The organism is Streptomyces sp. NPDC034049 (assembly GCF_055575575.1).
Map to the genome: position 1 here is coordinate 515057 of NZ_JBVISJ010000001.1, position 20370 is coordinate 535426.

14 protein-coding genes are annotated in these 20370 nt (G+C 72.8%); 6 read left to right on the forward strand and 8 right to left on the reverse strand.

Annotated elements, in window-relative coordinates:
- Window positions 1-180: 180 nt before the first annotated feature.
- The 5 genes from aceE to ACZ52C_RS02320 form a co-directional block, all read right to left on the reverse strand.
- Window positions 181-2883 carry a pyruvate dehydrogenase (acetyl-transferring), homodimeric type gene (gene aceE / locus ACZ52C_RS02300; RefSeq protein WP_469072995.1) on the reverse strand — a complete coding sequence of 901 codons (2703 nt, stop codon included), beginning with the start codon at window positions 2881-2883 and terminating at the stop codon, window positions 181-183.
- A gap of 488 nt (window positions 2884-3371) precedes the next feature.
- Window positions 3372-4013: a GntR family transcriptional regulator gene (locus ACZ52C_RS02305; RefSeq protein ID WP_469072996.1), complete on the reverse strand. Its 642-nt coding sequence runs from the start codon at window positions 4011-4013 to the stop codon at window positions 3372-3374.
- 289 nt (window positions 4014-4302) lie between these two features.
- On the reverse strand, window positions 4303-6099 hold the full coding sequence (sucB, locus tag ACZ52C_RS02310) for a 2-oxoglutarate dehydrogenase, E2 component, dihydrolipoamide succinyltransferase (RefSeq protein ID WP_469072997.1): 1797 nt from the start codon (window positions 6097-6099) through the stop codon (window positions 4303-4305).
- Window positions 6100-6159: 60 nt separating this feature from the next.
- Window positions 6160-7548 carry a dihydrolipoyl dehydrogenase gene (gene lpdA / locus ACZ52C_RS02315; protein ID WP_469072998.1) on the reverse strand — a complete coding sequence of 463 codons (1389 nt, stop codon included), beginning with the start codon at window positions 7546-7548 and terminating at the stop codon, window positions 6160-6162.
- Between the two features lie 281 nt (window positions 7549-7829).
- On the reverse strand, window positions 7830-9368 hold the full coding sequence (locus ACZ52C_RS02320) for a leucyl aminopeptidase (protein WP_469072999.1): 1539 nt from the start codon (window positions 9366-9368) through the stop codon (window positions 7830-7832).
- Between the two features lie 487 nt (window positions 9369-9855).
- Here ACZ52C_RS02320 and ACZ52C_RS02325 point away from each other — a divergent pair, with 487 nt between their 5' ends.
- The 5 genes from ACZ52C_RS02325 (at window position 9856) to ACZ52C_RS02345 (ending at window position 16571) form a co-directional block, all read left to right on the forward strand.
- The gene (locus ACZ52C_RS02325) at window positions 9856-11898 is read left to right on the forward strand and encodes a hypothetical protein (protein WP_469073000.1); all 2043 of its coding nucleotides are present in this window, start codon (window positions 9856-9858) and stop codon (window positions 11896-11898) included.
- Window positions 11899-12044: 146 nt separating this feature from the next.
- Entirely contained in the window at window positions 12045-13571 is a 1527-nt protein-coding gene (gene pelF, locus ACZ52C_RS02330) for a GT4 family glycosyltransferase PelF (protein ID WP_469073001.1), read from the forward strand.
- Window positions 13568-15055, forward strand: coding sequence for a hypothetical protein (locus tag ACZ52C_RS02335; protein ID WP_469073002.1), 1488 nt, complete (start codon window positions 13568-13570; stop codon window positions 15053-15055). Before pelF ends, ACZ52C_RS02335 begins: the two co-directional genes overlap by 4 nt.
- Window positions 15052-15765: a spherulation-specific family 4 protein gene (locus ACZ52C_RS02340; RefSeq protein ID WP_469073003.1), complete on the forward strand. Its 714-nt coding sequence runs from the start codon at window positions 15052-15054 to the stop codon at window positions 15763-15765. Before ACZ52C_RS02335 ends, ACZ52C_RS02340 begins: the two co-directional genes overlap by 4 nt.
- Complete coding sequence (locus ACZ52C_RS02345) at window positions 15762-16571, forward strand: endo alpha-1,4 polygalactosaminidase (RefSeq protein ID WP_469073004.1); 810 nt, start codon at window positions 15762-15764, stop codon at window positions 16569-16571. Before ACZ52C_RS02340 ends, ACZ52C_RS02345 begins: the two co-directional genes overlap by 4 nt.
- 36 nt (window positions 16572-16607) lie before the next feature.
- Here ACZ52C_RS02345 and ACZ52C_RS02350 read toward each other — a convergent pair whose 3' ends face one another.
- Window positions 16608-17417, reverse strand: coding sequence for an adenosylcobinamide-GDP ribazoletransferase (locus ACZ52C_RS02350; protein ID WP_469073005.1), 810 nt, complete (start codon window positions 17415-17417; stop codon window positions 16608-16610).
- Between the two features lie 70 nt (window positions 17418-17487).
- Here ACZ52C_RS02350 and ACZ52C_RS02355 point away from each other — a divergent pair, with 70 nt between their 5' ends.
- Window positions 17488-18267 (forward strand): hypothetical protein, encoded by a 780-nt coding sequence (locus tag ACZ52C_RS02355; RefSeq protein WP_469073006.1) that lies wholly within the window; start codon window positions 17488-17490, stop codon window positions 18265-18267.
- On the opposite strand, the gene ACZ52C_RS02360 is transcribed toward ACZ52C_RS02355, so the two are convergent.
- Both ACZ52C_RS02360 and cobT read right to left on the reverse strand, forming a co-directional pair.
- Entirely contained in the window at window positions 18153-18923 is a 771-nt protein-coding gene (locus tag ACZ52C_RS02360; RefSeq protein WP_469073007.1) for a hypothetical protein, read from the reverse strand. The genes ACZ52C_RS02355 and ACZ52C_RS02360 overlap by 115 nt on opposite strands.
- Before the next feature lie 244 nt (window positions 18924-19167).
- On the reverse strand, window positions 19168-20280 hold the full coding sequence (gene cobT / locus ACZ52C_RS02365; RefSeq protein WP_469073008.1) for a nicotinate-nucleotide--dimethylbenzimidazole phosphoribosyltransferase: 1113 nt from the start codon (window positions 20278-20280) through the stop codon (window positions 19168-19170).
- Between the last annotated feature and the right edge of the window lie 90 nt (window positions 20281-20370).

A 20370-nucleotide genomic window follows, 5' to 3' on the forward strand; every position in this document is an offset into this window, starting at 1 on the left:
TGGGTGGGGGCTTCTCGCACAGTTCCCCGCGCCCCTGAAGGAACCTTCGGCCCTTCGATGAAAAGCACGGGGCGCAGCCCCTGCTTTTCAGGGGCGCGGGGAGCGGCGCGAGAAGCCCCCACCGGAGCCGCACCCGCCGACGAACCCGCGCCCCCCGAGCCATAAGGCGGCGCCCGCCCCCTACAACCCGTACCGCTCCCGCGCCTCCTTCACCGCCGTGGCCTTGACCTCTCCACGGCGCGCGAGCTGCGCCAGCACCGCCACCACGATCGACTGCGCGTCGACCCCGAAGTGCCGACGAGCCGCCTCACGCGTGTCGGACAGCCCGAACCCGTCCGCCCCCAGCGACGAGTAGTCCTGCTCCACCCACTGCGCGATCTGGTCGGGAACCTGCCGCATGTAGTCGGAGACCGCCAGCACCGGCCCCTCCGCCCCCTGCAGCGCCTGCCGCACGAACGGCACCCGCTCCTCCCCGCGCAGCAGCGCCGCGTCGGCCTCCAGCGCGTCCCGCCGCAGCTCGCTCCAGGACGTCGCGGACCAGACGTCGGCCGCCACACCCCACTCCTCCGCGAGCAGCTTCTGCGCCTGAAGGGCCCAGTGGATCGCCGTACCGGAGCCGAGCAGCTGCACACGCGGCGCGTTCGCCACCGGGGACAGCCCCGCCGACTCGGCCGTGTTGAAGCGGTACAGGCCCTTGACGATGCCCTCGTCCACCCCGGCCGCGGCCGGCTTCGCGGGCTGCGGCAGCGGCTCGTTGTAGACGGTCAGGTAGTAGAAGACGTTCGGGTCCTCGTCCGGCGCGGCCTCGCCGTACATCCGGCGCAGACCGTCCTTGACGATCGTCGCGACCTCGTAGGCGAACGCCGGGTCGTACGTCAGCGCCGCCGGGTTGGTCGCCGCGATCACCGGCGAGTGGCCGTCGGCGTGCTGGAGGCCCTCGCCCGTCAGGGTCGTACGACCGGCCGTCGCGCCGACCAGGAAGCCGCGGCCGAGCTGGTCGCCGAGCTGCCACATCTGGTCGGCCGTGCGCTGCCAGCCGAACATCGAGTAGAAGATGTAGAACGGGATCATCGCCTCGCCGTGCGTCGCGTACGACGTCGAGGCGGCGATGAAGTCGGCCATGGAACCGGCCTCGGTGATCCCCTCGTTGAGGATCTGGCCGTCCTTGGCCTCCTTGTAGTACATCAGCTGGTCGCGGTCGACCGGCTCGTACGTCTGGCCCTTGGGGGAGTAGATCCCGAGGGACGGGAAGAGCGACTCCATACCGAAGGTGCGCGCCTCGTCGGGGACGATCGGCACCCAGCGCCGCCCGGTCTGCTTGTCGCGGACCAGGTCCTTGACCAGGCGGACGAAGGCCATGGTCGTCGCCACGTTCTGCGAGCCGGAGCCCTTGTCGAAGGAGGCGAAGGTCTTGTCGGCGGCGGCCGGCAGCGGGGCCAGCGCGTGCGTACGGCGGGCCGGGGCGGGACCGCCGAGGGCGGCGCGGCGCTCCTGGAGGTAGCGGACTTCGGGGGAGTCGGCGCCCGGGTGGCCGTAGGGCACGACCCCGTCGACGAAGTCGCTGTCCTTGATGGGGAGTTCGAGCAGATCACGCATCTGCTTGAACTCGTCCGTCGACAGCTTCTTCATCTGGTGGTTGGCGTTCTTCGACGCGAAGCCCTCGCCGAGCGTGAAGCCCTTGACGGTCTGGGCCAGGATGACGGTCGGCGCGCCCTTGAACTCGACGGCCGCCTTGTACGCGGCGTACACCTTGCGCGCCTCGTGACCACCGCGCGAGAGGTGGAAGCACTCCAGGATCTTGTCGTCGCTGAGCAGCTTCGCCATCTCGACGAGCGCCGGGTCCTTGCCGAAGAAGTCCTGGCGGATGTAGGCGGCGTCGCGGGTCTGGTACGTCTGCACCTGCGCGTCCGGTACCTCGCGGAGGCGGCGGACGAGCGCGCCGGTCGTGTCGAGCTGGAACAGCTCGTCCCAGGCGGAGCCCCAGAGCGTCTTGACGACGTTCCAGCCGGCGCCCCGGAACTGGGCCTCCAGCTCCTGCACGATCTTGAAGTTGGCGCGGACCGGGCCGTCGAGGCGCTGCAGGTTGCAGTTGATGACGAAGGTCAGGTTGTCGAGACCCTCACGGCTCGCCAGCGCGAGTGCGGCCGTCGACTCCGGCTCGTCCATCTCGCCGTCGCCGAGGAACGCCCAGACGTGGGAGTTCGAGACGTCCTTGATGCCGCGGCTGGTGAGATAGCGGTTGAAGCGCGCCTGGTAGATGGCGGAGAGGGGGCCGAGGCCCATGCTCACCGTCGGGAACTCCCACAGCCAGGGCAGACGGCGCGGGTGCGGGTACGACGGGAGGCCGTCGCCGCCCGACTCACGGCGGAAGTTGTCCAGGTGGGACTCGTTCAGCCGGCCGTCGAGGAAGGCGCGGGCGTAGATGCCGGGGGAGGCGTGGCCCTGGATGTAGAGCTGGTCGCCCGAGCCGTCGGCCTCCTTGCCCTTGAAGAAGTGGTTGAAGCCCGTCTCGTAGAGCCAGGCGGCGGAGGCGAAGGTGGCGATGTGGCCGCCGACGCCGTACTTGGAGCCACGGGTGACCATCGCGGCCGCGTTCCAGCGGTTCCACGCGGTGATACGACGCTCCATCGCCTCGTCACCGGGGATGCCCGGCTCGGCGGCGGTGGGGATGGTGTTGACGTAGTCCGTCTCGAGCAGCTTGGGCAGCGCGATGCCGTTGCCCTCCGCACGCTCCAGGGTGCGGCGCATCAGGTACGCCGCGCGGTGCGGGCCGGCCGCCTTGGTGACGGCGTCCAGCGAGGCCTGCCATTCGGCGGTCTCCTCCGGGTCCCGGTCGGGGAGCTGGTCGAGCGCGCTCGGCTGGATGGCGTGGGAGTCGGTCATTGCGCCGCCTTCCTCAGTCGAAGGGGGTTCCCTCATCGGTAAGGGTTCGGGGGTGCCCTTGGTCTTTGGCAGGACAGGGCTGGGGCTTCGGTGGAAGCCCGTCGGCGACTGTAACCCGCTGATCGATGATCGATCAAAGGGTTGCGGGCAAAATATCTTGATCACGAGAAAGTCGGCACGGGGTGCCTCCGGCGGAGACACCGGGTGCCGTGGTGATCCCGGGTTTGTGCAGGTGGGGCGGCGTTTGAGCGGGTGTTCGCTCAAGGGGTGGGGGGTGCGGTGCGTGGGCGGCTGCCGGCGCGTGGGCCTTCTCGCGCAGTTCCCCGCGCCCCTGAAAGACAACGACCAGGCCCTGCGGGCCTGAAAAGCATGGGGCGCAGCCCCTGCTTTTCAGGGGCGCGGGGAACTGCGCGAGAAGCCCCACGCACCCGCAGCCTCCAACCGCACCCCCGAGCTACTGGGCGCCCTTACTCCGGCTCGTCGCGCCCTTACTCCGGCTCGTCGTCAGTGTGCGGGGCGCAGCCCAGTACATGCGCCTTCACCAGGTCCGCGATCCGAGGGTCACGTCGACGGAACGCCGCCACCAGCTCCTCGTGCTCCTCCGCATAGGACTGCTGAACCGTCCCCAGCCACCGGATCGAGAGCGCCGTGAAGACCTCGATCCCCAGCCCCTCCCACGTGTGCAGCAGCACCGAGTTCCCCGCCGCCCGCACCAGCTCACGGTGGAACGCCACCGTGTGCCGCACCTGGGACGTACCGTCCGCGTTCCGGTCCGCCTCGTACAGCGCGGCCACATGCGGCTCCAGCGCCGAGCAGTCCTCCGCCAGCCGCTCCGCCGCCAGCTCCGCCGCGATCGCCTCCAGGCCCGCCCGGACCGGGTAGCTCTCCTCCAGGTCGGCCGCCGTCAGGTTCCGCACGCGTACGCCCTTGTTCGGCGCGGATTCGATCAACCGCAGCGACTCCAGCTCGCGCAGCGCCTCCCGCACGGGCGTCTGGCTGACCTCCAGCTCCGTCGCGATCCGCCGCTCCACGATCCGCTCGCCCGGCTTCCACCGCCCGCTCACGATCCCCTCCACGATGTGCTCGCGGATCTGTTCGCGCAGCGAGTGGACGACGGGCGCGGTGGTCATGCGGGCTCCTTCGGCGGGGGACAGAACCCCAAGGGCGTTGACCTCTAGACAATAAAGCCGCGGCCCTCCGGTGGAGAGGCGCACGGGGGTGCTTTCGCGCAGGTGAGACGAGACTTACACGCCCCCTGGAGGCCGGTTTGTAAAGACCGGTACCGGCCACGCTCGACGGCGGTTCCCCGCCCGGCCGCGGTCGGCGCCGACGCACCGGTGCCCCGCCCGGAGGACTCCGGACGGGGCACCGTCGTACCGAGATCAGCGGCCTCTGTTCAGAAGCCCCTGGTCAGAGAGGTCACAGACCGAGCTCGACCTCGAACTCGCCTGCTTCCAGGATCGCCTTGACGGCCGTCAGGTAACGGGCCGCGTCGGCGCCGTCGACCAGACGGTGGTCGTAGGAGAGGGTCAGGTACGTCATGTCGCGGACGCCGATGACCGTGCCCTCCTCGGTCTCGATGACCGCCGGGCGCTTGACCGTGGCACCGATGCCGAGGATCGCGACCTGGCCCGGCGGCACGATGATCGTGTCGAAGAGCGCGCCGCGCGAACCCGTGTTGGAGATCGTGAAGGTCGCGCCGGACAGCTCGTCGGGCGTGATCTTGTTGGCGCGGACCTTGCCGGCCAGCTCCGCCGTGGCCTTCGCGATACCGGCGATGTTGAGGTCGCCCGCGTGCTTGATGACCGGGGTCATCAGGCCCTTCTCGGAGTCCACCGCGATACCGACGTTCTCGGTGTCGAAGTAGGTGATCGTGCCTTCGCCCTCGTTGATCTTGGCGTTGATCGGCGCGTGCGCCTTCAGCGCCTGGGCCGCGGCCTTGACGAAGAACGGCATCGGGGAGAGCTTGACGCCCTCGCGGGCCGCGAAGGAGTCCTTCGCCCGGGCACGCAGCTTCATCAGACGCGTGACGTCGACCTCGACGACCGACGACAGCTGCGCCTGCTCGTGCAGCGCCTTGACCATGTTGTCGCCGATGACCTTGCGGATGCGCGGCATCTTGACGGTCTGGCCACGGAGGGGGGAGGCCTCCAGGCTCGGCGCCTTCTTCGGGGCGGCGGCCGGGGCGGCGGCGGCCGGAGCCGGGGCAGCGGCGGCGGCCTTCGCGGCCTCGGCGGCGGCGATGACGTCCTGCTTGCGGATACGACCGCCGACGCCGGTGCCCTTGACGGAGCCCAGGTCGACACCGTTCTCGGCGGCGAGCTTGCGCACCAGCGGGGTGACGTAGGCGCCCTCGTCGGTGGCCTTGGTGGCCGCCGACGCGGCCGGCGCGGCGGCCGGGGCCGGGGTGACCGGAGCGGGCGCGGGAGCCGGCGCGGCCGGCGCGGCGGCGGCGGGCGCCGGAGCCGGTGCGGCGGGGGCGGCCGGCGCGGGGGCCGGAGCCGCGGGGGCGGCCGGGGCGGGCGCGGGGGCGGCCGGGGCAGCGGCGGCGGGCGCCGGAGCCGGTGCGGCCGGGGCGGCCGCCGGAGCGGCACCCGGGGCGCCGATGACGGCCAGCTTGGCGCCGACCTCGGCCGTCTCGTCCTCGGCGACCGTGATCTCCAGCAGCACACCGGAGGTGGGCGCGGGGATCTCGGTGTCGACCTTGTCCGTGGAGACCTCGAGCAGCGGCTCGTCGGCCTCGACGGAGTCGCCGACCTCCTTCAGCCAGCGGGTGACGGTGCCCTCGGTGACGGACTCGCCGAGCGCCGGGAGGACCACGTCGGTGCCCTCGGCGGAGCCGCCGCCGGTGGCCGCCTCGGCGGTCGGGGCCGGCGCGGGGGCCTCCTGCTCGGTGGAGGGCGCGGCCGCGGCGGGCTCGGGGGCCGGGGCCGGAGCCTCCTCGGCGGCCGGGGCGGGGGCGGCGGCGGGCGCGCCCGTGCCGTCGTCGATCAGCGCCAGCTCGGCACCGACCTCGACGGTCTCGTCCTCGGCGACCTTGATGGAGGCCAGGATGCCCGCGGCGGGGGAGGGGATCTCGGTGTCGACCTTGTCGGTCGAGACCTCGAGCAGCGGCTCGTCGGCCTCTACGCGCTCACCCTCGGCCTTCAGCCAGCGGGTGACAGTGCCCTCGGTGACGCTCTCGCCGAGCGCCGGAAGGGTTACGGAAACCGCCATGGTTTCTGTTGCTCCTTAACGATTGCGGAAGTCTGGATCGTCGCTTCGTCGACCGAGGGGTCAGTCGTGCGAGTGCAGCGGCTTGCCCGCGAGGGCCAGGTGGGCCTCGCCGAGCGCCTCGTTCTGCGTCGGGTGGGCGTGGATCAGCTGGGCGACCTCGGCGGGGAGGGCTTCCCAGTTGTAGATCAGCTGGGCCTCGCCCACCTGCTCGCCCATGCGGTCGCCGACCATGTGGACGCCGACCACGGCACCGTCCTTGACCTGGACGAGCTTGATCTCGCCCGAGGTGTTCAGGATCTTGCTCTTGCCGTTGCCCGCGAGGTTGTACTTCAGAGCGACGACCTTGTCCGCACCGTAGATCTCCTTGGCCTTGGCCTCGGTGATGCCCACGGAGGCGACCTCGGGGTGGCAGTACGTCACCCGGGGGACACCGTCGTAGTCGATCGGAACGGTCTTCAGTCCGGCCAGACGCTCCGCCACCAGGATGCCCTCGGCGAAGCCGACGTGCGCGAGCTGGAGCGTCGGGACCAGGTCACCCACGGCGGAGACGGTGGGGACGTTGGTGCGCATGTACTCGTCGACCAGGACGTAGCCGCGGTCCATCGCGACGCCCTGCTCCTCGTAGCCGAGACCGGCGGAGACGGGGCCGCGGCCGACGGCCACCAGCAGCACCTCGGCCTCGAACTCCTTGCCGTCGGCGAGGGTGACCTTGACACCGTCCTGGGTGTACTCGGCCTTCGAGAAGAAGGTGCCCAGGTTGAACTTGATGCCGCGCTTGCGGAAGGCGCGCTCGAGGAGCTTGGAGGAGTTCTCGTCCTCGACGGGGACCAGGTGCTTCAGGCCCTCGATGACGGTGACGTCGGAGCCGAAGGACTTCCACGCGGAGGCGAACTCGACGCCGATGACGCCGCCGCCCAGGATGATCGCGGACTTGGGCACACGGTCCAGGACGAGGGCGTGGTCCGAGGAGATGATGCGGTTGCCGTCGATCTCCAGGCCCGGCAGCGACTTCGGCACGGAGCCGGTCGCCAGCAGGACGTGACGGCCCTGGACGCGCTGGCCGTTCACATCGACGGAGGTCGGGGAGGACAGACGGCCCTCACCCTCGATGTAGGTGACCTTGCGGGAGGCGACGAGACCCTGCAGACCCTTGTAGAGGCCGGAGATCACGCCGTCCTTGTACTTGTGCACCCCGGCGATGTCGATGCCCTCGAAGGTGGCCTTCACACCGAACTGCTCGCTCTCGCGGGCCTGGTCGGCGATCTCGCCCGCGTGGAGCAGGGCCTTCGTGGGAATGCATCCCCGGTGCAGGCAGGTGCCGCCGACCTTGTCCTTCTCGATCAGGGCGACGTCCAGGCCCAGCTGAGCCCCGCGCAGGGCCGCGGCGTAACCACCGCTACCACCGCCGAGGATCACTAGGTCGAAAACGGTGCTGGCGTCGTTCGCCACGTCACGTCCTCCATGCATGTGCGCCGTACGCCGGTCGTCCGAGACCCGCGCGGCGGCTGGTGTCCGGCCGCTCTTCTTCGGCCCTGTGGTGGGGGCCCTGTCCTGCCGAGCCCCATCTTCGCACTTGTCGCGGGCGAACGAGACGCCGGGCCGGGGTGTGAGACACCACACGCTCAGATGTGACGAGGCCGGGCCCTGAAGGGGCGCGGGGAACTGCGCGACCAGCCACGGACGGCCCGCAGTCGCCCGCGCCCCTCAGGTGCCGAGCTCCTGGGCGATCGTCACCCCAGGTCGCCGGAGGCAGCCCGCTCGGCGAGCCGCACCAGGGTCCGCACCGCGGTCCCGGTGCCCCCCTTCGGCGTGTACCCGAAGGGCCCGCCCTCGTTGAACGCCGGCCCCGCGATGTCCAGGTGCGCCCAGGTGATCCCCTCGCCCACGAACTCCTTCAGGAACAGGCCGGCCACCAGGCCACCGCCGTACCGCTCGCCCATGTTCGCGATGTCGGCGGTCGGCGAGTCCATTCCCTTGCGCAGGTGGTCCGGCAGCGGCATCGGCCACGCCGGCTCCCCGGACTCCTCGGCGGCCTCGTGCACCGCGGAGCGGAACGCGTCGTCGTTGGCCATGATCCCGAACGTCCGGTTGCCCAGCGCCAGCATCATCGCGCCGGTCAGCGTCGCCACGTCGACGATCGCGTCCGGCTTGTCCTCGGACGCCTTGGCGAGCGCGTCGGCCAGCACCAGCCGGCCCTCGGCGTCGGTGTTGAGCACCTCCACCGTCTTGCCGCTGTACATGCGCAGCACATCACCCGGGCGGGTGGCGGAGCCGGACGGCATGTTCTCGGCGAGGGCGAGCCAACCCGTGACGTTGACCTCCAGCTTGAGCCGGGCGGCGGCGACGACAGCGGCGAACACGGCGGCGGCACCGCTCATGTCGCACTTCATCGTCTCGTTGTGCCCGGCGGGCTTCAGCGAGATGCCGCCCGAGTCGTAGGTGATGCCCTTGCCGACGAACGCCAGGTGCTTCTTCGCCTTGGAGCTGGTGTACGACAGCTGCACCAGCCGGGGCGTGGCGGCGGAGCCGGCGCCGACGCCGAGGATGCCGCCGTAGCCGCCCTTGGCGAGTGCCTTCTCGTCGAGGACGGTCACCTTGATGCCGTGCTCCTTGGCCGCGGTCTGCGCGACGGCGGCGAAGGCCTCCGGGTCGAGGTCGTTCGGCGGGGTGTTGATGAGGTCGCGGGCGCGGTTCAGCTCCTCGGTCACCGCGACGGCGCGCTCGACGGCCGCCTTGTGGGCCCGGTCGCGGGGCTTGGCGCCGAGCAGGACGACATCGGCGAGCGGCCCCTTGCCGTTCTTCGCCTTGGCCTCCTTGCCCTGCTCCTTGTAGGCGTCGAAGGAGTACGCGCCGAGCAGCGCGCCCTCGGCGACGGCGCCCACGGCGACGGCGTCGGCGACGGGCAGCGCGAACGCGGCCTTCTTCGTACCGGTCAGGGCGCGGGCCGCCGCACCGGCCGCGCGGCGCAGCGTCTCCGCGCCGAACGCGCCGTCCTTCTCGGGCACCGCGCCCAGGCCCACCGCCACCACGAGCGGCGCCTTGAAGCCGGACGGCGCGGGCAGCTTCGTCACCTCGCCCTCGGCGCCGGCGGCGCCGAGGGTCTCGAGGAGGCCGGCCAGCTTGCCGTCGTACGCCTTGTCCACGGTCTCGGCACCCGGCGCTACGACCAGGTCCCCGGACCGGGATGCAGGGCCCTTCGCGACCCCGACCACGATCGCGTCGGCCCGGAGGCCCGACGCGGCGGCGGTGCTGAGAGTGAGAGCAGTCACGGTGGTGAAATCTCGCTTCCGGTTGAGTTTCGGTGGTCGAACGGATGGGTCGACGTGCCGGGAACGAGCCTAGGCCCTTGTTCGGCCCATCGGACCTGGGGCGTCGGCCGGTTGCGCCGCGCCGTCCGCATGGCGTCCGCTGCGACCAGCCTCCCCGACTTTCCGTCGCCGACGTGCAGGGAGATCCCCATGACTGAGGCATAGGGGGATCCCTTGTCGCGGCTCCTGGCGCGTACATCCATCGTCCTCGCGCGTGGCGTCGGCGGTCTGCGCGCGTAGCGTCGGCCGTCGATTTCGATCACCCCTGCGGACGTTCACCCCTATGTGGCTTCATGGTCATTTTCATGCCCTCATGTGCCCTGACCTGGGTGACACTCGTCCCGCCCGATGAGTGATCAGCTCATCGGCCTGCATCATTTCCACAGATTCCCCTCGGTGCGGCCGTTCAGTCCGGCCCCGGGGGATCTCTTCGGGGGAAGGGGCGAACATGGCGCACAACGTGCCCGGACGGACCGGTTGGAGGAGCGCCGCCGCCGTCGCGGCGACGACCGGCCTGCTGGTGGCGGGCCTCGGTACACCGGGAGCGTCGGCCGCCGCCGCGGCCCGCGTCGATCTGCGGGTGCTGGTGGTGGACAACGGCGACAGCCCCGTCCGGGCCGTCACCGCGGAGCTGAGGAGCACCGGCGTCCCGTACACCCTCGTGAACCTGGGCGACGCGAACCGCCCGACGATCGACGCCGCCTTCCTGAGCGACACGGCCGGCGGCACCCCGCGCGCCAGGTTCCAGGGCGTGGTCCTGTCCAACGAGGCCCCGTTCGGCCCGGGTTCGGCCGAGCAGACCGCCCTGGAGACGTACGAGCGGACGTACGGGATCCCGCAGGTCGACGCCTACACCTGGGCGCACCCCGGGGTCGGGCTCGACTACTCCAGCGAGGGCGGCTGGGCCGGCTCCCTCGACGGCCGCGAGGTCACGGTCACCGACGCCGGCCGTGCGGGCCGCTTCGGCTATCTCGACGGGCAGTTCGCCTTCGAGGACAACTCCGCCTCCACACAGGAGAGTTACGGCTTCGTCGCCCGGCCCCGCCCCGGCTACACCAGCTATGTCGACCTCCCGGTGCCGGGCGGCGCGGGCCGAGGCAGCCTGGTCGGGGAGTACGCCCACGACGGGCGCCGCGAACTGGTCGTCACCTTCGCCTACAACCAGCACCAGCGGCAGTTCCGGGTGCTGGCCCGGGGCATCGTCGAGTGGCTGACGGACGGCGTGCACCTCGGGCGGAGCCGGAACTACTTCGGCGTCCACATCGACGACGTCTTCGCACCCGACAGCCGCTGGGACACCGAGCACGACTGCACGCCCGGCGGCTTCGACTGCGGGGGTGGGGACGGCACACAGAGCGTGCCCATCCGGATGACCGCCGCCGACGCCGAGTACGCCGAGCAGTGGCAGCGGTCCAGCGGCCTCACCCTCGACCTGGTCTACAACGGCGGCAGCGGCGAGGAGTGGAAGGAGGCGCACGGCGGCACCGACGCCCTCGCCGACCGGCTGCTCGCCGACCGGGACGCGTACCGCTGGATCAACCACACCTATACCCACCAGTACCTCGGCTGCGTCCAGGACACCTCGACCGTCCCGTGGAGCTGTGCCAAGAACCCCGACGGCACCACCCGCTATCTGAGCCGCGCCGCCGTCGCCGCGCAGATCCGCGACAACCACGCCTGGGCCGTCGCGCGCGGACTGCCCGTGCGGCGCGACGAACTGGTGACGGGCGAACACTCGGGCCTGCGGACACTGCCGCAGCAGCCGGACGACAACCCCCACCTCGCGGGCGCCCTCGCCGACAACGGTGTCAGATGGATCGCCTCCGACAACTCCCGCGAACCGGCGCAGCGTCCGGTCGGCGCCGCGCTGACCGTGCCGCGCCACCCGATGAACGTCTACTACAACGTGGGCACGGCCGCGGAGATGGTCGACGAGTACAACTGGGTCTACACCTCGGCCGCCGACGGCGGCAGCGGGCTGTGCGAGAACAACGCGTCCTCCACCTGTCTGGCCGCGCCGCTGGACCCGGCCACGGGGTACCCGACGCACATCGTCCCGCAGGAGGTCCGCACGGCCCTGCTGCACGCCGTCGGCAACGACCCGCGACCGCACTACGCGCACCAGTCCAACCTGGCCGAGGAGCGGCTGCTCTACCCGGTCCTGGACCGGCTGCTCGCCGACTACCGGTCCCTCTTCTCCTCCGACACCCCGCTGGAGAACCCCCGGCAGGCCGCGATCGGCACCGAGCTCCAGCGCCGGGCCGCCTGGCAGACGGCGGTGGCGAACGGCACGGTCACGGCGTACCGGATCGGCACGACGGTGACCGTGAAGGCACCGTCCGGGACCGAGATCCCGGTGACGGCACCGAAGGGGACCGTCACGCAACTCCCGCTCGGTACCACCACGTTCGGCACCCCGTACGCGGGAGCCCGCTCGGCCTGGACCACGCCGGCACCGCTGCGGTCCGCCCTGAAACTCAAGCTCCCGTAGAGCGCCCCGAAAGGGGCGCGGGGCCGTATCGGACATGCGGCTCCGCCGCGGGGCGCGACCAGCCCCCACCGACCCGCAGCCGGGGGCCGGGCCCGCGGTTCCCCGCACATCATCCGCACAACAGCAACGGGGGGAGCGGCACAGCCATGCGCAACGGCCGCCACGTCACCATGCTCACCGAAGGCACCTATCCACATGTCCACGGCGGGGTCAGCACCTGGTGCGACCAGCTCGTCCGCGGCATGCCCGACGTCGAGTTCCACCTCGTGTCGCTCACCGGAACCGGCCGCGAACCCGTGACCTGGGACCTGCCGCCGAACGTGTACCGGCACACCTCCGTACCGACCTGGGGCCCGCGCCCCGGCCGCGCCCGCGCCCCGTACGGCGCGGCCCGCCGCCGCTTCACCGACTCCTACGAGCGGCTGCTGCTCTCCGTCCTCGACCCCGGCGCACCCCGGGGCTTCGAGGAGGCCCTGTACGAGCTGGCCCGACTCGCCCGCGACGGACGCCTGTCGGCGGCCCTGCGCACCGAGTCCGCGCTCCGCTCGCTGATGTGGATCTGGACCATGCCCCACCTTCCGACGGCCGCCGCGCACCCCACGGTCCACGACGCGCTCACCGCGACCGATCTGCTGGAACACTCCCTGCGGCCGCTCTGCGCCCGGATCCCCGAGGACTGTGTGGCCCACGCGGTCAGCGGCGGCCTCGCCACCCTGCCCGCGCTCGCCGCCCGGGAACTGGACGGCGTACCGTTCCTCCTCACCGAGCACGGCATCTATCTGCGCGAGCGCTACCTCGGCCACCGCGCCGCCGACCAGCGCTGGCCCGTGAAGGCCTTCATGCTCGGCTTCCACCGCGAGCTGACCAGGCTCGGCTACCGCGCCGCCGACCTCATCACCCCCTGCAACCGCTACAACCGCCGCTGGGAGGAGCGCGGAGGCGCCGACACCGCCCGGATCCGCACGGTCTACAACGGTGTCGACCCGGCCGCCTTCCCGCACGCCGGCCCCGAACCCGAGGTGCCCACCCTCACCTGGTGCGGACGCGTCGACCCCATCAAGGACCTGGAGACGCTGCTGCACGCCTACGCCCTGGTCCGCGCCGAACTCCCCGGCACCAGACTCCGGCTGTTCGGGCCCGTGCCACCGGGCGGCGAGGCGTACCGCACCGAGTTGGACAAGCTCGCCGCCGAACTGGGCGTCACCGGCGGGCTCACCTTCGAGGGCCGCATCGGCGAGGTGTGGCGGGCCTACGCCGCCGGGCACGTCGTGATGCTGTCCTCGATCTCGGAGGGCTTCCCGTACTCCCTGATCGAGGCCATGTCCTGCGGCCGTACGACCGTGTCGACCGATGTCGGAGGGGTCCGCGAGGCGGTCGGCGACACCGGGATCGTCGTGCCGCCCCGCGACCCGGAGACGATGGCCGACGCCGCGCTCGGTCTCCTCCTCGACGACGAACGCCGCCGCGCACTGGGGGAGTCGGCACGCCGACGGGTGATCGACCGGTTCACCCTGCGCCGCTCCGTGGACGCCTTCCGCCTGATCTACCAGGAACTCGCGGGCCGGGACGACATCGTCTACGCGCCCGCGCCGGCGACGGTCGCCGACTGGACCGCCGAACTGCGCGACCCCTGGTACCGGACCGGCGGCACGACGGACGGAACCGACCGGTGAGCGGCCACCCGACCCCGCCCCCGGGCGCCCGGCCGGCCCGGCTGCCCGCCGTCCCCCGCCCGCGCCGGGCCGAGCCGGATCCCATCGACCGACTGGCCGAACAGCACCGGGAGTTCATCGCCGCCGCCGTCCATCCGGACGAGATCGCCGCCCTGCTGGAGTCCGACGGCATCTCCGACGACCGGACCCGCGCACGCTACGGATGCCGCAACTCCTTCGCCCTCGCCGAGGAGTTGTACGAACGCGTCGAACGCGCCCACCCCGAACCGGCCGGACCCGCGCCCGACCCCTGGCGCATCGGCCTGCTCGGCTGCCTCCTCAGAGGCGTCGTCTTCGCCCTCCCCGGCCTCGCCTACGTCCTCGGCGCGCCCCTCCTGACAGGCCCCCGCGACGCCTTCGGCCTGCCCGCCGGTACGGTCCCGCTGCTGGCCGGCGCCCTGTGCGGCTGGATGTGGAACCAGGGGCTCGCCCACCGGGCGTACTCCTGGCTGGCGTGGGGCGACCGCGACGCCTGCCGCCGCTGCCTGGCCCGCGCGGCCCCGGTGGGCGCCCTGCTCTGCACGACGGTCGCCTGCCTGGCGGCCGGCGGGGGCGACCCGGGCGCGGTGGCCTTCGCCGCCGGCGAGGCCTGCTACCTGGGCGCGGCGACCGTCCTGCTCGTCCTCGGCCGCGAACGGGCCCTGCTGCACTGTCTGTCGCCCATGACCGCGGGAGCGCTGTTCGCGTTGGTCCGGCCGGTGCCCGACTGGGCCGGGCTCACCCTGCTGACCGCCTCCCTGGTGGCGGTCGTGCTCCTCGCCGTCCACGAAGTGGCGCCCGCCCTGTGGGAGCCCGGACTCGGCGCCGCTCTCCTGGGCGCGCCCGGCGGGCCCGCCGGGATCCCGGGGCGGGGCCCGGCCACGCCCAGGCTCGCCGCCTCCCTCCCGTACGCCCTCTTCGGACTCGGCACCGGTGTGCTCGTGCTGTACGCGACGCTCGGCGAGGTCCTCGCCCACGGCGGCGGCACCGCCGCCGCGCCCGCCGCCGTGGCGCTCACCCTCAGCATGGGCCCCGCCGAATGGCTGCTGTACCGCTTCCGCAGCGGAGGCCTCGCCGGACTGCGCTCCACCAGCACACCGGGCGCCTTCTGGCGGGCCGCCTCCGTGACCCTGGTCCAGTGCCTGGCCGGCTACCTCGCCACCCTGCTGGTCCTGGCCCACGCCACCGCCCACCTGTGGCCGCAGGCCCCGGACCTCGACGGCCTGCATCTCGCCGGTCTGCTCCTGCTGGGCGCGGTGCTCTGGACCGGCCTGCTGCTCCAGTCCTTCGGCGCGGTCCCGGGCGCCGCCGTCGTCTGCTGCGCCACCGCCGCCGCCCAGACCCTGGCCCTGGCGACGCACCCGGGCGACCCCCACGGCACCGGCCTGCTCGTGTACGGCGTCGCCGCCGCCCTCCAAGGGGGCCTGGTCTGCGGCCTGCTGGGAAGGGCGACGGCGCACCGATGACCGCACACGCGACAGCGCGCCCGGAGCCGGCCCCGGCGACCCACCCCTCCCGCCCCTCCTTCCTCGTCCCCTACTACGAGCACCCCCGCGACCGCCCCGCCGAATGGGACGCCCTCGTCGACGCCGCGCCCCTCCTCTACGGCGTCGTCCTCAACCCGGCGAACGGGCCCGGCGACGGCCCCGACCCGGCGTTCATCCGGGTCGCGGGCCGGCTGCGGGCGGCCGGCGTACGCCTCCTCGGGTACGCCGACACCGCCTACGGCCGCAGACCCGTCACCGACGTCGTACGGGAGCTGACCCGCTACCACGCCTGGTACGGCACCGACGGGGCCTTCCTCGACCAAGTGGCCGCGGAACTCGGCGCGTTCGACCACTACCGACGGCTCGCCGCGGCCGTCTGGGGCGCCGGGACCGCCACCCTCGCGCTCAACCCCGGCACCCCGCCGCACCCCGCGTACGCGCGGATCGCCGACCTCGTCGTCACCTTCGAGGGCGGCTGGGAGACGTACCGGGACCAGCCGCCCGAGCCCTGGCCCGGCGGCAGCGCCGGTCTCGGGGCGCGGGTGTGCCATCTGGTGCACGGGGTGCCGCCGGGCATCGACGTCGCGGGCGTCGCCCACGCCCGGGGCGCCACCGTGCACTGCGCGGTGCCCGGAGTGGGGGATCATCCCTGGGGTACGTTGCCGCACGCCTTGGAGCCCCGACGATGAGCCGCGCCCTCGCCCGCAGCGCCCTGCTGCCCCTCCTCCTGCTGGTCGCGGGGTGCACGAGCGCCCCCGACGACGGGCCGGGCACCGGACGCGGGACGGGCGAGGCCGCCCGCTGGCGACCGGAGCCGGGAACGGCGTGGCAGTGGCAGCTCAGCGGGCGCCTGGACACCTCCGTCGACGTCCCCGTGTACGACATCGACGGCTTCGACCAGTCGGCCGACACGGTCGCCGAACTGCACGACGACGGCCGCAAGGTCATCTGCTATCTCTCCACCGGCGCCTGGGAGGACTGGCGTCCGGACGCCGACGAGTTCCCGAAGTCCGTCATAGGCAGGGGCAACGGCTGGGAGGGCGAACGCTGGCTCGACATCCGCGCGACCGACGTCCTCGAACCCCTGGTGGCCGCCCGTATCGACATGTGCGCGGAGAAGGGCTTCGACGCGGTCGAGCCCGACAACATGGACGGCTACCGCAACCGGACCGGCTTCCCCCTCACGGCCGCCGACCAGCTCCGCTACAACCGCCTCGTCGCCCGCCTCGCCCACGAACGGGGCCTCGCGGTCGGCCTGAAGAACGACCTCGACCAGATACCCGAACTCGTCGACGACTTCGACTTCGCGGTCAACGAGCAGTGCGCCCAGTACGACGAGTGCGAGGACCTCACGCCGTTCATCGAGGCCGGCAAGGCCGTCTTCCACGTCGAGTACGAGAGGGAGACGGGCGACTTCTGCCCCGAGGCCCGCCGTCTGGAGCTCAGCTCGCTGCTGAAGAAGTGGGAGCTGGGGGCCTGGCGCGAGGCCTGCTGACCCCCCCGGGAGGCGCGGAGGAGGCGGGCGGCCGGCTCAGCCCAGGGTGAACGCCACCAGCGCCGCCGTGGTCGCCGTCTCCGCGAGAGCGCCGAACACATCCCCGGTGACGCCCCCGAACCGCCGTACGCAGTGGCGCAGCAGCAGCTCGGCGGCCCCGCAGGCGAGAACGACCGCGAGGACCGTACGCCCGATGCCGTACGGCCCGAACAGCGCCCCCGCGCCCGCCGCCGCGCATCCGGTCAGGGCGGCCGCGAGCAGCGCGCCGCGCACCGGAACGGCCCCGGCCACGGCCGCCCCAAGCCCCTCCGGCCGGGCGGCGGGCACACCGGCCCGCGCGGCCAGGGTCAGGGCCAGCCGGGCGGCGGTCGCGCCGACGGCCGCCGCGAGCGCGCCCAGCGCCCACGACTCCCCGTACGCCTCGGTGAGCGCGGCGACCTGGGCCAGCAGGACGAGAACGAGGGTGACGACCCCGAACGGCCCGATGTCCGACCGCTTCATGATTCGCAGGGCGTCCTCGGCGGGCCTGCCGCTGCCGAGGCCGTCGGCGGTGTCGGCGAGCCCGTCCAGGTGGAGGCCCCGGGTGAGGGCGGCCGGTACGGCGACGGAGGCCACGGCGGCCAGCAGCGGCCCGGCACCCAGGAGCAGCAGGAGACCGCCGAGCAGGGCCGCGCCCAGGCCGACGACCAGCCCGGCGACGGGCGCGCACAGCATCCCGGCGCGCGCCGCCTCACGGTCCCAGCGGCGCACGGTCACCGGCAGCACGGTCAGGGTGCCGAAGGCGAAACGCAGACCGTCGGCGAGCGTCGGACCGGGCGGGACGGAGGGCTCGGGTGGCGTGGACACCGGCGCAGGCTACCCGCCGCGGCGGACCGGCTCGGCGGCGGCCTGGAGCAGTCCTGGATAAAGTTCGCATATGGGTCACTGGTGGGAACGGAACGTCATCGAGCCGGGCAAACTGCCCCTGCTGCTCGCACTCGCCGCGTTCGTCCTGACGTTCCTGATCACCCGGATCGTCACCCGTCTCATCCGCGCGGGCAAGGGGCCGTTCCGCAACATCAGCGGCAGTGGCGGCGTCCACATCCACCATGTCGTCCCCGGTGTCGTGCTCACCGTCGTCGGCGGCTTCGGCTCGGTGGCCAGTGACGGGCACGGTTCCGGCGCGCTGATCTCCGCCGTGCTGTTCGGTATGGGCGCGGGTCTGGTGCTGGACGAGTTCGCGCTGATCCTGCACCTGGACGACGTGTACTGGAGCGAGGCCGGCCGCAAGAGCGTCGAGGTGGTCGTGCTGACGGCCGCCCTGGTGGGGCTGATGCTGGTCGGCTTCCTGCCCTTCGGCGTCAACGACCTCGACGAGGAGGAACTCCAGGACCGGGGAGCCGTCATGGTCAGCATGGGGACGAACTTCCTCATCGCGCTGGTCGCCCTCGCCAAGGGCAAGGCCCGCACCGCGATCTTCGGCGTCGTCATCCCGATCGTCGCCGTCGTCGGCGCCGTCCGACTGGCCCGCCCCACCTCCGCCTGGGCCCGCCGCTTCTACCGCCGCAGACCGCGCACCCGCGCTCGGGCCTGGAAGCGTTCCTACCGCCACGACCGCCGCTGGGCGATCCCCAGCCGCCGCCTCCAGGACTGGATCGGCGGCACGCCGGACGCGACATCGGACGCGACCCCGGACGCGACCGCGGAGCGCCGCTGACGGGCGGCGGTCGCCGCGCACACCACCAGCACCGCCGCGATGGCCGCCAGATGCTCCTTGCCCGCCAGGTTCTCCTTCACCAGCACCTCGACGGCCATCGCCACGACCACCGCGCCCGCCGTGACGTACGCCCGGTACCGCCATCCGACGTACACCGCGAGCCCGACCACGGCCGCCGACGGTCCGGTGTCCACGACGCGCGCGTCCGACGCGGGCAGGCCCAGCAGGGGGACGTCCGGGCCGAGCGCGACGCCCACGCGCGCGTACAGCGTGCCGGCCAGGGTGGCCAGGTACGCGATCGCCAGGGTCCGCCGCCGCCCCAGCGAGATCTCCGCGATGCCGAAGACGATCAGTATCTGCGCCAGCGCGCCCCACACCGGCAGGTCCAGCGCCGGTACGAACAGGGAGAGCGGCGTCCGCGCCAACGCCGTCCACAGCGGGTCCTCCGCCCGTACGGCGCCGGTGTGCTCGACGAGCCGGTAGCCCCAGGACTGCCGGTGCGTGAGGTGGACGGCGGCCGCGAGGCAGACGGCGGCGGCCGTCATGGGGACCGCCCGCAGCCGGCGGCGGACGAGGGGCGGGCGCACGGTGGCGTACAGCAGCCCCCACTCGGCGCGGGCCCATCCGAGGGCCCGGCCCGTCTGCGTCTGGTTCATCCCCACGCCGTGCTCCGTGCGACTCCGGTACGTGCGGTGAGGCCACCGCCACGTCCGAAGACCGACCGAAGAAGAAGGAAGTTGAGCGCCGCCCGAGTGATCCCGCTCTCTCCGGGTTCGGTGTCGGGTGCGGGTGGGTGAGGGGATGAAAAGCTCGGGGTGCGGCCCCTGCTTCTCAGGGCGCGGGAACTGCGCGAGAAGCCCCACGCACCCGCACCCGACAACGCACCCCCCGACCCCGGACCTAGGTCGCGTCGTACTCCTCCCCGAGGTTCTTCTCCTCGGTGCCCGACTTCGCCGGTTCCCCCGCGCCCTCGCCCTCGGGAAGCTCCGCCGCCCACCCCGCCGCGGCCCGCACCAACGGCAGCGCCAGCAGCGCCCCCGCCCCCTCCCCGACCTTCACCCCATGGTCGAGCAGCGGTTCGATCGCCATCCGGTCCAGCGCCTTCGCCTGCGCCGGCTCCCCGCTGTTCTGTCCGGCCAGCCACCAGTCCGGCGCCCGGAACGCCACCCGCTGGGCGACCAGCGCACACGCCGCCGACACCACACCGTCCAGGATCACCGGCGTCTTCCGCACCGCGCTCTGCAACAGGAACCCGGTCATGGCGGCCAGATCCGCCCCGCCCACGGCCGCCAGCAACTGCAACTGGTCCCCGAGCACCGGCCGGGCCCGCCGCAGGGCGTCCCGCACGGCCGCGCACTTGCGCATCCACGCCAGGTCGTCGATCGCCCGCCCGCCCCGCCCGGTCACGACGGACGCGTCGGTCCCGCACAGCGCCGCGACCAGGACCGCCGCCGCCGTGGTCCCTCCGACACTCACATCACCGAGGACGACGAGGTCGGTCCCGGAGTCCGCCTCCTCGTCCGCGAGGGCGACGCCCACCCGGAACGCGGCCTCCGCCTCCTCCGCCGTCAGCGCGTCCTCGACGTCGATACGGCCGGACCCGCGCCGCACCCGGTGCCGTACGACCTCGGCGGGCAACGCCTCCGGGTCGCAGTCGAGCGCGAGGTCCACCACGCGGACCGGTACGCCGAGCTGCCGGGCCAGCACCGCCACCGGGCTGCCGCCGTCCAGGACACCCCGCACCAGCTGGTCCGCGGTACCCGCGGCCCGTGCGGAGACGCCGAGTTCGGCGATCCCGTGGTCACCCGCGAACAGCAGCACCCGGGGCCGTTCGATCGGCCGCACCGGAACGGCCGACTGTGCCGCCGCCAGCCACTCACCCAGTTCGTCGAGGCGGCCCAGCGCCCCGGGCGGCACGATCTGCCTCTCCCGCCGCGCCTCGGCGTCGCGGCGCACCCCACCGTCGGGGCGCTCGATCAGATCGGTGAAGTCGTCGAGATTAAGCGAGCTCATTCGCCGAACAGTACCGGCAGGGATCGAACACGACGGCGCCACACCGTGACCCCGCGACGCACGAACGTCCCACCGCGCCACCGGCACGTC